Consider the following 12,466-nt stretch of genomic DNA (forward strand, 5'->3'; position numbering starts at 1 on the left):
CCATAACCACCGCAGCTAGAGCATGATCCGGAAAAGTGTGAAGCGGTTTTCCGAAAAGATCATGCGAAAACAAGAATCTAAAGCGCGATGACGATTCAAGCTCATCTCATCGCGCTTTAGTTGTTGCAGCGGGCTGCGGCCCCAACGTCGTGTCAAACTTCCATTCGGGGTAATGGGTCCCGGCTTTCGCCGGGACGACGGAGAGAGTTTACCTTCCCATCGCCAGCGCGATCAGGCCGAGGGTGCCGACAATCACGCGCCACCATGCAAAGAAGGTGAAGCCGTGGCGGGTGACGTAGTTGAGGAACGTCTTCACCACGACCATCGCGACGATGAACGACACCACGAAGCCGACCGCGATCACGCTGAGATTGTCGGAGGTGAAGTCGGCGCGGTTCTTGTAGAAATCATAGGCAAATGCGCCGACCATGGTCGGGATCGCGAGGAAGAACGAGAACTCCGCCGCCGACCGCTTGTCGGCGCCGAGCAGCATCGCAGCGACGATGCTGGCGCCGGAGCGCGACACGCCGGGGATCATCGCAAGGCACTGCGCGACGCCAATCCAGAAATACATCAGCAGCGGGAACCTGGTCGCATCGTCCTCGTACACTTTGAGATCGAGCTGATCGACCCAGAGCAGGACGGCGCCACCGACGATCAGCGTGAAGCAGACCACCCACGGATTGAACAGGAATTCCTTGATGTATTTGCCGGCGATCAGGCCGATCACGACAGCCGGCAGGAACGCCACCAGCACGCCGATCACGAAACGGCGGTCGTCGGGATTGGAGAACATGCCGAGCGCCACGCGCCACAATTTGACGAAGTAGAGCGCGAGGATCGCGAGGATCGCGCCGAGCTGAATCAGGATCGCGAAGCTCTTCCAGAAATTGCCTTCGCCGAGATTGAAGAAGCGCTCCGCGAGCAGCAGGTGCCCCGTCGAAGAGACCGGCAGGAACTCGGTCACGCCCTCGACGATGCCGAGAATCACCGCCCGCAGCATATCCGTCATCATGTTGTGGCCTGCCCTGTGTGGAAAACGGGGTTCTTCTCGCTTATTCGCACATAGGCCGCAATCGCAAAGAATCGTCAAACAATGGGTTACCCGGCCGATTTGCTGGGCTATAGCGTTTTTGTGACCCGCGCCATCCGCGGGGGTGGCTACCGGTTTGCGTGCTGACGCGACATAGAGACGAACGGAACTGGCCGGGCAAATCGCACGGCCGGGCCGCACAGGTTGATGGTTTCTTAAGCGCCGCGAAACTACCAAGGGCTTCATGTATACGCTGTATCACCATCCGTTCTGTCCGCATTCGCGCTTCATTCGCCTCGTGCTCGGCGAGTATGGCCTCGATCTGCGCCTGGTGGAGGAACGGGTCTGGGAGCGGCGCGAGGCGTACCTCGCGCTCAATCCGGCGGCGACCACGCCGGTGCTGATCGCCGAAGGCTTTCCGCCGATTCCGGGTGCGCCCATCATCGCCGAATATGTCGACGAGACGCATGGCCTCGATGCCGGCGAGCGGCGGCTGTTACCGACGTCGTCGGCCGAGCGCGTCGAGGTGCGCCGGCTGATGGCGTGGTTCAACGAAAAATTCTTCGAGGAAGCCTCCAACCCGCTGGTGACCGAGCGGATCTACAAGCGCTTCATGAGCGAGGACAATGGCGGCGGTCCGCCGGCGCCCGACATCATGCGCGCCGCCAAGGTCAATGTGCGCTATCATCTGAGCTATATCGGCTGGCTGGCGAAGACGCGGAACTATCTCGCCGGTGATCGCCTCACCTACGCGGACCTCGCCGCCGCGGCGCATCTCTCGGCGATCGACTATCTGGGCGACGTGCCATGGAGCGAGGACGACGCGGCAAAGTCGTGGTACGCGCGGGTGAAATCCCGCCCGTCGTTCCGCCCGCTGCTCAGCGAATGGCTGGCGGGGGTGCCGGCGTCGCGCACCTATGTGGACCTCGACTTCTGAAGCCGGCGGTCAAGCTCTCCCCGTCCGATCTCAAGGCGGCGTTGCAGCGCGAGGCGCGCGCACTCGGCTTCGATGCGATCGGCTTCACCGGTCCCGACGCGACCAGCGAGGCCGGAAAAAATTTCCTCGAATTCCTCAGCTCCGGCGGCCATGGCGACATGGACTGGCTGGCCGCCAATCCGGAGCGCCGCACCGACCCGCGCGTGCTGTGGCGCGGCGTGCGCTCGATCATCATGCTCGGCGTCAATTACGGACCCGACGATGATCCGCTGAAGCTGCTTGCGCGCCGCTCGCATGGCGCGATCTCGGTCTACGCGCAGGGCGACGACTATCACGACGTGATCAAGAAGCGGCTGAAGGTTCTGGCGCGCTGGCTCGCCACTATCACCGGCGACGAGGTGAAGGTGTTCGTCGACACCGCGGCCGTGATGGAGAAGCCGCTGGCCCAGGCCGCCGGCATCGGCTGGCAGGGCAAGCACACCAATCTCGTCTCGCGCGAGTTCGGCTCGTGGCTGTTTCTCGGCGCGATCTATTCTGCGACCGAATTGCCGCGCGATGAGAGCGACACGGATCATTGCGGCAGCTGCCGCGCCTGCCAGGACATCTGCCCGACCGCGGCGTTTCCGGCACCCTACAAGCTCGATGCGCGGCGCTGCATCTCGTATCTGACGATCGAGAACAAGGGCCCGATCCCGCACGAATTCCGTAAAAGCATCGGCAACCGCATCTATGGCTGCGACGATTGCCTCGCGGTGTGCCCGTGGAACAAATTCGCGCAGGAAGGCCGCGAGCAGAAGCTCGCCGCGCGCGATGCGTTGCGCGCGCCTGATCTCGCCGATCTCGCACGGCTCGACGACGCGGCGTTTCGCGCGCTGTTCACGAAATCGCCGGTCAAGCGCATCGGCCGCGACCGCTTCATCCGCAATGTGCTGATCGCGATCGGCAATTCCGGCGATGCAAAGCTCGCCGGCGAGGCGCGGCGCCTGCTCGACGATACAAGTCCGCTGGTGCGCGGCGCGGCGGTGTGGGCGCTGTCGCAGCTGATCAAGCGCGATGAGTTCGCGGCGCTGGCCTCACGCGCCGGCGGCGAGCCTGATCTCACCGTGCAGCAGGAGTGGCGGGAAGCTATCGCTGTCTAGCTTCGTCGCGAAGACCGGGAATGTATGAAGCCTCCATCCCCGTCATTGCGAGCGAAGCGAAGCAATCCATCGCGCAGCGTACGCGGAAGGATGGATTGCTTCGTCGCTGTCGCTCCTCGCAATGACGAGAGAAGCCCTTGATTTCATCGCGCCGTTCCCGTCATGGTCGCCCGCCATGACAAACCAGCCTTTCTTCACCAGGCACGGCGACGGCTTCATGCCGACATCCGTTGCCAACGGCCCCTGGAGCCCGGAATCGATGCACGGCCGCGTCGTGATCGGCCTGCTCGCCTTCGTCATCGAGGAGCGCCACGGCTCCGACGATTTCGTCCCGGCGCGGCTAACGGTCGACATGTTTCGGCTGCCCAACATCACGACGCCGGTCGAGGTGACGACGAAGCTGGTGCGCGATGGGCTCCGCATCAAGATGATCGAGGCCGAGTTTGTCTCCGGCGGCACCAGCATGGCGCGCGCCTCTTGCCAGCTGTTGCGCAGGACGGAAAATGCGCCCGGCAATGTCTGGTCGCCGTCGAACTGGCAGGTGCCGGCACCCGCTGACATTCCGAAGCCGACTGATCCCCGGCTCGGCATGAACGGCAAATGGGAGACGCGGCCGATCACAGGCCATATGGGCTCGCTCGGCGAGCGCAGGCTCTGGATGAGCGAGGTCCGCGAGCTCGTCGACGGCGTGAAGATGACGCCGTTCGTCCATGTCGCGACCGGCGCGGATTTCGCCAGTCCGTTCGCCAATGCCGGCGACCAGGGCCTCGGCTACATCAACAGCGACGTCACGATCTATCTGCACCGTCTGCCGGTGACCAACTGGATCGGCTTCGAGGTCGTCAACCACCACGCCACCGACGGTGTCGCGATCGGCGAATGCTGGCTCTATGACGAGAGCGGCCCGATCGGCACCTCGACCGTCGCGGCGCTCGCCCAGCGCAAGCCGATGACCAACCCGCCGCCGCCGTAGGACCTCACCGCCGTCATTGCGAGCGAAGCGAAGCAATCCATGCTTCCGCGAATGCGAACCTATGGATTGCTTCGTCGCGGAGCCTGTCATCGGGCGCGCGTTCGCGCGACCCGTTGGCTCCTCGCAATGACGGCGAATTAATCGGCCAAATGCCGCTGCATCTCCGGCCGCGCCCGTAGCGCTATGCCCTGCTTGCCGACGATCTTGGCAATCCGCTCCGGCGCGAAGTTCAGGTCGACGAAGGCCGGCGCGGTGTTGGCGACCTCGTGGTACTCCGTGATCTTGCCGTCGCGCAGCCGCATGATCGCGACGCCCTCGAATATCGCACGCGCGCCCTTGGCTTCCGGCAGGGTCGAGCGGTAGCTGAACGTGTAGCGCGCGTAGAGCGTTTTGCCATCGCTGACGGGATCGTGCATCACCCAGCGGAAATCGGTCGCGGTCCGGTAGAACCAGTCGTCGATCATCTCGGCGATTTTGGCGTGGCCCTCGAACGCGCCGTAGAACACGTCGTGATAGACGCCGTCCTCGGTGAAGAGATCAGCGAAGGCCTTGCCGTTGCGCTGTTCGACTGCGTCGCAGAACGCACGCAGCATGCTCGTTGTGTCCATTGGTGCTTCTCCCGGTGCATGTGGCCCATCCTTCGAGGCTCGCTTGCGCTCGCACCTCCAGCGACAAAGGCAAAGCCTTTGCGCAGGGATGACGCCTTTTCCGTAGCCGCCACCCCCGCGCAACGCGAGCGTTGTCGCTGGAGGTGGCCGCTTCTTCAGCGGCCCTCGAAGGGCGGCGGCGTGGTCAGATCTCCGCCACCGCGGCGATGATCCGCGCGATGTCCTGCGGCCGTGACAGGCGGTGGTCGCCGTCCTGGATCATGGTCAGCACCACATCCTCGGCCGGCAGCCGGTGCACCAGCGCGAAGGCGTGCTTCCACGGCACGTCGGGATCCTGCGCGCCCTGCAGGATGCGCACCGGGCAGCCGACGTCGATCTTGCTGCCGAGCAGAAGGTGGTTGCGGCCCTCCTCGATCAGATTGCGGGTGATCGGATAGGGCGAGCCGTCTCCATATTCGGACGGACGCAGCCACACGCCCTTGGTCTCGATCTCGGCGCGGATCTCGGGCGAGAAGCCCTTCCACATCAATTCCTCCGTGAAGTCGGGCGCCGGCGCGATCAGCACGAGGCCGGCGAGCGAGGCGCGGCCGCCGCCGCCAGCATTGTTCCGTTTGGCGATCTCGCGCGCGAGCAGCAGCGCCATCCAGCCGCCCATCGAGGAGCCGATCACGACCTGCGGCCCGCGGCAGAATTGCGAGAACACCGCGACGCTCTCCTCGAGCCAGCGGCCGATCGTGCCGTCGGCGAACTCGCCGCCGGATTCGCCGTGGCCGGAATAGTCGAACCTGACGCAGCCGCGGCCGTGCTCGGCGGCCCACGCATCGAGCGCGATCGCCTTGGTGCCGGTCATGTCGGACTTGAAGCCGCCGAGCCAGACCAGGCCAGGACTGGCCCCGGCACGGGCGCGCACCGCGATCCGGCGCGCCTCACGGCCCTCGCCGACCTCGATGAAGGCGGGTTCCTGTCCGGATGCGGCGGTTTGGCTCATGGTTCGGTCACTCGCGTGTCAGACATCTGCTTTTCAATCGTCGCGCGGCAGCGGTCAACGGCAGCGGGCACGCCTTGCGGAGCAGGAGCGCCCGCTATATGTGCCGGGCGTGGCCAAAATGCCTCGCAATTGACGGTTTTGCCGCGTAAAAGGCGAGTTCGCTTGCCCGCCGCAGCGTCTTGCTTCAAAATATCCGCCTTCCCTTTCACAACTTTGGAGAGTTACCCATTCGCCGTCCCAATAGAGCCCCGCCCACAGTCGCAAAAGACGGGCCGCGCACCAATGATGAGATTCGCAACGCGCAGATCCAGCTGATCGATGCCGATGGTGTCAACAAGGGCACCGTCGAAACCATGGTGGCCATCAAGATGGCCATGGAAGCCGGCATGGACCTCGTCGAGATTTCGCCGAACGTCAGTCCGCCGGTCTGCAAGATCATGGACTACGGCAAGTACAAATATTCCGCGCAGAAAAAGGCCGCCGAAGCCCGCAAGAAGCAGAAGGTCGTCGAGATCAAGGAGATCAAGCTCCGCCCGATGATCGACGATCACGACTATGACGTGAAGATGCGCGCGATGCAGCGCTTCTTCGAGGAAGGCGACAAGGTCAAGATCACCTTGCGCTACCGCGGTCGTGAAATGGCGCACCAGGAGATCGGGACCAAGCTGCTGGACAAGGTGAAGGCTGACGTTGCCGAATTCGCCAAGGTCGAGCAGGACGCGAAGTTCGAAGGCCGCCAGGTCGTGATGGTGCTGGCGCCGCGCTAATTCGAATTTGTCGCTTTGTTGAATGGAACGGCCCGTCAGGCGATCTGACGGGCTGTTTCATTTTTCGTAGCCCGGATGGAGCCAACGGGTCGCGCGAATGCGCGCCCGATGACAGGCTCCGCGAAATCCGGGACGGTGCATCCGCGGCCCGACCTGCCCCGGATTGCGCTTCGCTTCATCCGGGCTACGGGCCAGCGCGGGCACCCGGTTCCGACCCGATTTCCCGCTTCAAACGTTGCAAAACCACCGATCCTCTGTCATAAGCCGGGCCTTCGCCGCCCGGCTGATCAAGGGCTGCCGTGGCGACGTCTAGTGCAGGTTCTTTCAATTCGGAAAAAACCTTAGCACTTTCAACGCTCTAACGAGCATTTTAGCCGGCCGGACGCCTCTCGGGGCGATTTTCGTGCTGTGCCACAGGAGAGCTAAATGCCCAAGTTGAAGACCAAGTCGGGCGCTAAAAAGCGCTTCAAGGTGACTGCCACTGGCAAAGTCATGCACGCCCAGCGCGGCAAGCGCCACGGCATGATCAAGCGGACGAAGAAGCAGATCCGTCAGCTCCGCGGCACCCGCGTGCTGTTCAAGACCGACGGCGACAACGTCAAGAAGTACTTCTTGCCGAACGCCTGATCGCGCTCATTCGCTTGAACCCTGCCGCTCCCAGCCGCGGCGCCCCGTCTCTTCTAGATCTCAAGGATTTCCGTCATGTCTCGCGTCAAACGCGGTGTGACCGCTCACGCCAAGCACAAGAAAGTCTACAAGGCCGCCAAGGGCTATTACGGCCGCCGCAAGAACACCATCCGCGTCGCCAAGCAGGCGGTCGAAAAAGCCGGCCAGTACGCCTTCCGCGACCGCAAGCGCAAGAAGCGCACCTTCCGCGCGCTCTGGATCCAGCGCATCAACGCCGCGGTCCGTCCGTTCGGCATGACCTACAGCGTGTTTATCAACGGCCTGTCCAAGTCGGGCGTCGTGGTCGACCGCAAGGTGCTGTCGGATCTCGCGATCCACGAGCCGGTGGCGTTCCAGGCGATCGCCGAGAAGGCCAAGGCGGCCCTCGCCGCCTAAGCCTGCGGGCGATCCTGGCGGGCCTTGTCAGCGAGCTTTGGGGCCGGCTTTCAGCGCCTTCTGCGAAAAGCGCTGGGCGACGATCGCCCGGCAGAATGCTGTGAACGAGCGGTACATGGTGCCGCTTTCGTTGTCGTATTTGTGGTCACAGCGGTTGAGCTGGCCGGCATAGGCCTTCTTCTGCGACGCGCCGAGGCCGGACATGAAGTCCGCCTCGCACTTCTTCTCGACCACTTCCCCGAACTGGACGTCGCCGCTGGCGCCGTATTCGCACGCCTCGAAGATCTTCATGGCGCGGTTGCAGCTCGGCGCCTTCTCGAGCTCTGCGATGATGTCGTCCATCTGGGTCGATTTGGCGGGGCATTCCTCGGTCGCGGCCTGCGCCGTTCCGAGCATCAACAGTACCGCTGGCACGGCCAGGCAAGATCGCAGCAACATCGCGTGGGCCTCCTTGAACTCCCCTTGGGTAGCCCGGCCTCCGCATCGGGTTCAATGCGCCGGCCACAAGCCCGAAATGACCGGCTTTTTGCTTGACGTTACGGCCTTCGGGCGGCGACAACCCAGCCGAATTTTGGCGCATGGTTCGGAAGCCGGCTCTTCCCGCCGGATCATGCTCAGCGCAGGAATTGACCGTGTCCGACCTCGCAACGCTCGAAAAATCCATCCTCGACCAGATCGCCTCGGCCGCTGACGAAGCCGCCCTCGAGGCGGTGCGCGTCTCGGCCCTCGGCAAGAAGGGCTCGATCTCGGCCCTGCTCGCCACCCTCGGCAAGATGTCGCCGGACGAGCGCAAGACCGAGGGCGCGAAGATCAACCTCGCCAAGGATGCGGTGACGCAGGCGCTCGCGGCCAGGCGCGACGTGCTGAAAGCGGCCGCGCTCGATGCGCGCCTCGCCGCCGAGACCATCGACGTCACGCTGCCGCTGCGCGATGCGCCGGCGGAGACCGGCCGCATCCATCCGCTGAGCCAGGTGTTCGACGAGGTCAACACCATCTTCGCCGACATGGGGTTTGCAATCGCCGAAGGTCCCGACATCGAGACCGACGATTACAACTTCACCAAGCTGAACTTCCCCGAAGGCCATCCGGCGCGGGAGATGCACGACACCTTCTTCTTCAATCCGAAGCAGGACCCCGGCTCGGGGGCCGGGGCAGGCGGCTCGCGCATGCTGTTGCGCACCCACACCTCGCCGGTGCAGGTGCGCACGATGCTGAGCCAGAAGCCGCCGATCCGCATCATCTGCCCGGGCCGCACCTATCGCATCGACTCCGATGCGACGCATACGCCGCAATTCCATCAGGTCGAAGGCCTCGTGATCGACAAGGGTTCACATCTCGGCCACCTCAAATGGATCCTCCACGAGTTCTGCAAGGCGTTCTTCGAGGTCGATCACATCAACATGCGTTTCCGGCCGTCGTTCTTCCCGTTCACCGAGCCGTCGCTCGAGGTCGACATCCAATGCCGCCGCGACAAGGGCGAGATCCGCTTCGGCGAAGGCGAGGACTGGATGGAGATCCTCGGCTGCGGCATGGTGCACCCGAACGTGCTGCGCGCTTGCGGCATCGATCCCGACGTCTACCAGGGCTTCGCCTGGGGCATGGGCCTCGACCGCATCACGATGCTGAAATACGGCATCGCCGATCTCCGCCAGCTGTTCGAGAACGACATCCGCTGGCTCAACCACTACGGCTTCAAGCCGCTCGACATCCCGACCATCGCCGGGGGATTGAGTTCGTGAGTCTCGTTGAGACTACCGACGCGGCGCGAGCCCCCACCCTGACCCTCCCCCGCAAGCGGGAGAGGAAACGGATGGAGTACGCTTACCGGCTTCGAATGGACACGAAGACCCTCCCGACGAGAGCGGTCGGACTCCCTCTCCCGCTTGCGGGGGAGGGCTGGGGTGGGGGTCTCGCCGCAATGGGGCTGCCAATGGTCGATCCCGAACATCCGAACTGGAAGATCTCCGAGAGACTCCGTTCCAACGCACGCGCACTTCGCAAGAATTCGATCGACGTCGAGCGAATCCTTTGGTCTGAGCTGCGCGGCAATCGGTTGATTGGCGCAACCTTTCGCCGTCAGGTACCGATCGACGACTACATCGCCGATTTCGTCTGCCACGCGGCAAAGCTCGTGATCGAGCTCGACGGCGGTCAGCACTTTTCTGATGAGGGCGAGCGATCGGACGCCCGACGCTCTGCAGTCATCGAAGCCCAGGGTTTCAAAGTCCTTCGCTTCAGCAATCTCGACGTCCTGACGAATCGCACAGGCGTTCTCAAAACAATTTCCTCTGCCATCGCGGAGAGAGCCCCCCACCCTAGCCCTCCCCCGCAAGCGGGAGAGGGGACTGGAGAAGCCATCGTCATGAAGTTCACCCTCTCCTGGCTGAAGGAACATCTCGACACCGACGAGCCACTCGACAAGCTGGCCGACAAGCTCACCATGATCGGGCTCGAGGTCGAGAACATCGAGGACAAGGCGAAGCAGCTTGCGCCGTTCACCATCGCGCGCGTGATCTCGGCCGAGCAGCATCCGAATGCCGACCGGCTCCGCGTCTGCATGGTGGACACCGGCGACGGCGGTGCGCCGGTGCAGGTGGTGTGCGGCGCGCCGAACGCGCGTGCGGGACTGATCAGCGTATTCTCGCCGCCCGGCACCTACATTCCCGGCAAGGACATCACACTCGGCGTCGGCACCATCCGCGGCGTTGAGAGCCGCGGCATGCTGTGCTCGGCGGCCGAACTGCAGATCTCGGAAGACCACGACGGCATCATGGAGCTGCCGGCCGACGCACCGCTCGGCAAGGGCTATGCCGATTGGGCCGGGCTCGGTGATCCCACCATCGAGATCAATTTGACGCCGAACCGGCAGGACTGCACCGGCGTGCACGGCATCGCGCGCGATCTCTCTGCCGCCGACATGGGCAAGTTCAGGGATCCCGGCATCAAGCCGATCAAGGGCGAATTCCCCTGCCCGGTCCAGGTGAAGGTGGAAGACGCCACGCTGTGCCCGGGTTTCGCGCTGCGGCTGGTGCGCGGCGTGAAGAACGGCCCGTCGCCGGAATGGCTGCAGAAGCGGCTGACCTCGATCGGCCTGCGTCCGATCAATGCGCTGGTCGACATCACCAACTTCATGACCTACGACCGCGCGCGCCCGCTGCACGTGTTCGACGCCAAGAAGGTGCAGGGCAACCTCACGGTTCGCCGCGCCAAGGACGGCGAGACGCTGCTCGCACTCGACGGCCGCACCTACACGCTCGACAGCAATGTCTGCGTGATTGCGGATGAGCACGGTGTCGAATCGCTTGCCGGCATCATGGGCGGCGAGGCTTCGGGCTGCGACGACAACACCACCGACGTGCTGATCGAATCGGCGCTGTGGAACGAGATCAACATTGCGCAGACCGGCCGCAAGCTCGGCATCAATTCGGATGCGCGCTATCGCTTCGAGCGCGGCGTCGATCCGGCGTTCATGGTGCCGGGGCTCGAGCTCGCCACCAGACTGGTGCTGGATCTGTGCGGCGGCACGCCGTCCGAGAACGTCGTGGTCGGCAAGCAGTTCGGCGAGGATCGCGTCATCGATTTTCCGCTCACCGAGGTCAAGCGCCTTGCCGGCATCGAGGTGCCGCTGGTCGAGGTGAAGCTGATCCTGACCCGGCTCGGCTTCATGCTGGCCGGCACCGGCCCCGTCGTGAAGATCGCGATCCCGTCCTGGCGCACCGACGTGCAGGGCAAGGCCGACATCGTCGAGGAGATCGTGCGCATCGTCGGCGTCGACAAGGTGCCGATGACGCCGTTCGAACGCGGCGAGGAGCCGCGCAAGCCGGTGCTGACGCCGATGCAGCTGCGCACCCGCCGCGCCAAGCGCGCGCTCGGCGTCCGCGGCATGGTGGAAGCCGTCACCTGGTCGTTCATCACCAATGACGCGGCAAAACTGTTCGGCGGCGGCCAGAGCGAGCTCGTGCTCGCCAATCCGATCGCGGCCGATCTCTCCGACATGCGGCCGAGCCTGCTGCCCGGCCTCGTCGCGGCCGCTCAGGCCAACATCAACCGCGGCACTCCCGATGTCGCGCTGTTCGAGGTCGGCCAGATGTTCCGCGGCGACAAGCCCGAGGACCAGCTCGTCGCTGCTTCGGGCGTGCGCCATGGCTACGCCTCGTCGAACGGGATCGGACGGCACTGGACCGGCTCGGCTGCGGCCGATGCGATGGATGCCAAGGCCGACGCCTTCGCGGTGCTGGCGGCTGCCGGCGCGCCGACGCAGGCGCTGCAGATCGTGCCGGGCGGCCCGGCGTGGCTGCATCCGGGGCGCTCCGGCACCATCCAGATCGGTCCGCAGAATGTGCTCGGCTATTTCGGCGAACTGCATCCGCGCGCCGCCGAGGCGCTCGGCGCGGACGGTCCGATGATCGTGTTCGAGGTGATCCTCGAGCGTATCCCGCAAGGCAAGCAGCGCGCGACGCGCGCCAAGCCGGTGCTGGAGCTCTCGGCGTTCCAGCCGGTGTCGCGCGACTTCGCCTTCATCGTCGACCGCAACGTCAAGGCGGGCGACATCGTCCGCGCGGCGCAGAGTGTCGACAAGAAGCTGATCACTGACGTGACCGTGTTCGACGTCTACGAAGGCAAGGGCATCGATCCCGACAAGAAGTCGATCGCGATCGCGGTGACGATCCAGCCGCGCGAGAAGACCATGACCGACCAGGAAATCGACGCGGTCGCGGCCAAGGTCGTCGCCGAGGTGACCAAGAAGACCGGCGGCACGCTGCGGGCGTGATGCGGGCCGCGTGCGTGATGGCGACGCGAGCGATACGCTGTTCTCTCTCCCACATGCGGGGGAGAACCTGTCACCGTCACCCTGAGAGCCTGACTGAAAAAGGGGTGAGTGACCTGAGTGGGGTGTGATTCCATCGGATTTGCAAAGATTCGAGGGAGAGCACGATGCCCTGGACTGAGATCACTCGG

General features: G+C 64.3%; 12 protein-coding genes and 1 pseudogene. 9 read left to right on the top strand and 4 right to left on the bottom strand.

Annotated features, from left to right (window positions below):
• Positions 1–208 precede the first annotated feature (208 nt).
• Positions 209–1,015, bottom strand: a complete 807-nt coding sequence (locus AC628_RS36525; RefSeq protein ID WP_074131520.1) for an undecaprenyl-diphosphate phosphatase — start codon at positions 1,013–1,015, stop codon at positions 209–211.
• A gap of 262 nt (positions 1,016–1,277) precedes the next feature.
• Between AC628_RS36525 and AC628_RS36530 the strand changes: the two genes are divergently transcribed.
• The 3 genes from AC628_RS36530 (at position 1,278) to AC628_RS36540 (ending at position 4,082) form a co-directional block, all read left to right on the top strand.
• Positions 1,278–1,970: a glutathione S-transferase family protein gene (locus AC628_RS36530; RefSeq protein WP_021082574.1), complete on the top strand. Its 693-nt coding sequence runs from the start codon at positions 1,278–1,280 to the stop codon at positions 1,968–1,970.
• Positions 1,919–3,109: a tRNA epoxyqueuosine(34) reductase QueG gene (gene queG, locus AC628_RS36535; RefSeq protein ID WP_074131521.1), complete on the top strand. Its 1,191-nt coding sequence runs from the start codon at positions 1,919–1,921 to the stop codon at positions 3,107–3,109. The genes AC628_RS36530 and queG overlap by 52 nt, the downstream gene beginning before the upstream one ends.
• A gap of 175 nt (positions 3,110–3,284) precedes the next feature.
• Complete coding sequence (locus AC628_RS36540) at positions 3,285–4,082, top strand: acyl-CoA thioesterase domain-containing protein (RefSeq protein ID WP_074131522.1); 798 nt, start codon at positions 3,285–3,287, stop codon at positions 4,080–4,082.
• 137 nt (positions 4,083–4,219) lie between these two features.
• On the opposite strand, the gene AC628_RS36545 is transcribed toward AC628_RS36540, so the two are convergent.
• Together AC628_RS36545 and AC628_RS36550 are read right to left on the bottom strand one after the other, a co-directional pair.
• Positions 4,220–4,690, bottom strand: coding sequence for a nuclear transport factor 2 family protein (locus AC628_RS36545; protein ID WP_074131523.1), 471 nt, complete (start codon positions 4,688–4,690; stop codon positions 4,220–4,222).
• Between the two features lie 184 nt (positions 4,691–4,874).
• Positions 4,875–5,678 carry an alpha/beta hydrolase gene (locus tag AC628_RS36550; RefSeq protein WP_074131524.1) on the bottom strand — a complete coding sequence of 268 codons (804 nt, stop codon included), beginning with the start codon at positions 5,676–5,678 and terminating at the stop codon, positions 4,875–4,877.
• A 227-nt stretch (positions 5,679–5,905) separates the two neighbouring features.
• Here AC628_RS36550 and infC point away from each other — a divergent pair, with 227 nt between their 5' ends.
• From infC to rplT, 3 genes are all read left to right on the top strand, one after another.
• On the top strand, positions 5,906–6,445 hold the full coding sequence (gene infC / locus AC628_RS36555; RefSeq protein WP_024584293.1) for a translation initiation factor IF-3: 540 nt from the start codon (positions 5,906–5,908) through the stop codon (positions 6,443–6,445).
• Between the two features lie 426 nt (positions 6,446–6,871).
• Positions 6,872–7,072 carry a 50S ribosomal protein L35 gene (rpmI, locus tag AC628_RS36560; RefSeq protein WP_008539890.1) on the top strand — a complete coding sequence of 67 codons (201 nt, stop codon included), beginning with the start codon at positions 6,872–6,874 and terminating at the stop codon, positions 7,070–7,072.
• Between the two features lie 75 nt (positions 7,073–7,147).
• Positions 7,148–7,507: a 50S ribosomal protein L20 gene (rplT, locus tag AC628_RS36565; RefSeq protein ID WP_018269297.1), complete on the top strand. Its 360-nt coding sequence runs from the start codon at positions 7,148–7,150 to the stop codon at positions 7,505–7,507.
• A gap of 27 nt (positions 7,508–7,534) precedes the next feature.
• Here the strand turns inward: rplT and AC628_RS36570 are convergent, their stop codons facing one another.
• Positions 7,535–7,945, bottom strand: a complete 411-nt coding sequence (locus AC628_RS36570; RefSeq protein WP_074131525.1) for a hypothetical protein — start codon at positions 7,943–7,945, stop codon at positions 7,535–7,537.
• 194 nt (positions 7,946–8,139) lie between these two features.
• Here AC628_RS36570 and pheS point away from each other — a divergent pair, with 194 nt between their 5' ends.
• The 3 genes and pseudogenes from pheS (at position 8,140) to pheT (ending at position 12,278) form a co-directional block, all read left to right on the top strand.
• Positions 8,140–9,246: a phenylalanine--tRNA ligase subunit alpha gene (gene pheS / locus AC628_RS36575; RefSeq protein ID WP_074131526.1), complete on the top strand. Its 1,107-nt coding sequence runs from the start codon at positions 8,140–8,142 to the stop codon at positions 9,244–9,246.
• 191 nt (positions 9,247–9,437) lie between these two features.
• Positions 9,438–9,791 (top strand): annotated as a pseudogene (locus AC628_RS46250) (endonuclease domain-containing protein); the annotation flags it as partial.
• A 78-nt stretch (positions 9,792–9,869) separates the two neighbouring features.
• Positions 9,870–12,278 carry a phenylalanine--tRNA ligase subunit beta gene (gene pheT, locus AC628_RS36585; RefSeq protein WP_074131527.1) on the top strand — a complete coding sequence of 803 codons (2,409 nt, stop codon included), beginning with the start codon at positions 9,870–9,872 and terminating at the stop codon, positions 12,276–12,278.
• The last annotated feature ends 188 nt before the right edge of the window (positions 12,279–12,466 follow it).

The organism is Bradyrhizobium sp. NAS96.2 (assembly GCF_001908235.1).
Classification (GTDB): Bacteria; Pseudomonadota; Alphaproteobacteria; order Rhizobiales; family Xanthobacteraceae; genus Bradyrhizobium.

Excerpts from the sequence above, each read along its gene's own strand:
- AC628_RS36525 (WP_074131520.1), bottom strand. The coding sequence starts at position 1,015 with ATGATGACGGATATGCTGCGGGCGGTGATTCTCGGCATCGTCGAGGGC.
- AC628_RS36530 (WP_021082574.1), top strand. The coding sequence starts at position 1,278 with ATGTATACGCTGTATCACCATCCGTTCTGTCCGCATTCGCGCTTCATT.
- queG (WP_074131521.1), top strand. The coding sequence starts at position 1,919 with ATGGCTGGCGGGGGTGCCGGCGTCGCGCACCTATGTGGACCTCGACTT.
- AC628_RS36540 (WP_074131522.1), top strand. The coding sequence starts at position 3,285 with ATGACAAACCAGCCTTTCTTCACCAGGCACGGCGACGGCTTCATGCCG.
- AC628_RS36545 (WP_074131523.1), bottom strand. The coding sequence starts at position 4,690 with ATGGACACAACGAGCATGCTGCGTGCGTTCTGCGACGCAGTCGAACAG.
- AC628_RS36550 (WP_074131524.1), bottom strand. The coding sequence starts at position 5,678 with ATGAGCCAAACCGCCGCATCCGGACAGGAACCCGCCTTCATCGAGGTC.
- rpmI (WP_008539890.1), top strand. The coding sequence starts at position 6,872 with ATGCCCAAGTTGAAGACCAAGTCGGGCGCTAAAAAGCGCTTCAAGGTG.
- rplT (WP_018269297.1), top strand. The coding sequence starts at position 7,148 with ATGTCTCGCGTCAAACGCGGTGTGACCGCTCACGCCAAGCACAAGAAA.
- AC628_RS36570 (WP_074131525.1), bottom strand. The coding sequence starts at position 7,945 with ATGTTGCTGCGATCTTGCCTGGCCGTGCCAGCGGTACTGTTGATGCTC.
- pheT (WP_074131527.1), top strand. The coding sequence starts at position 9,870 with ATGAAGTTCACCCTCTCCTGGCTGAAGGAACATCTCGACACCGACGAG.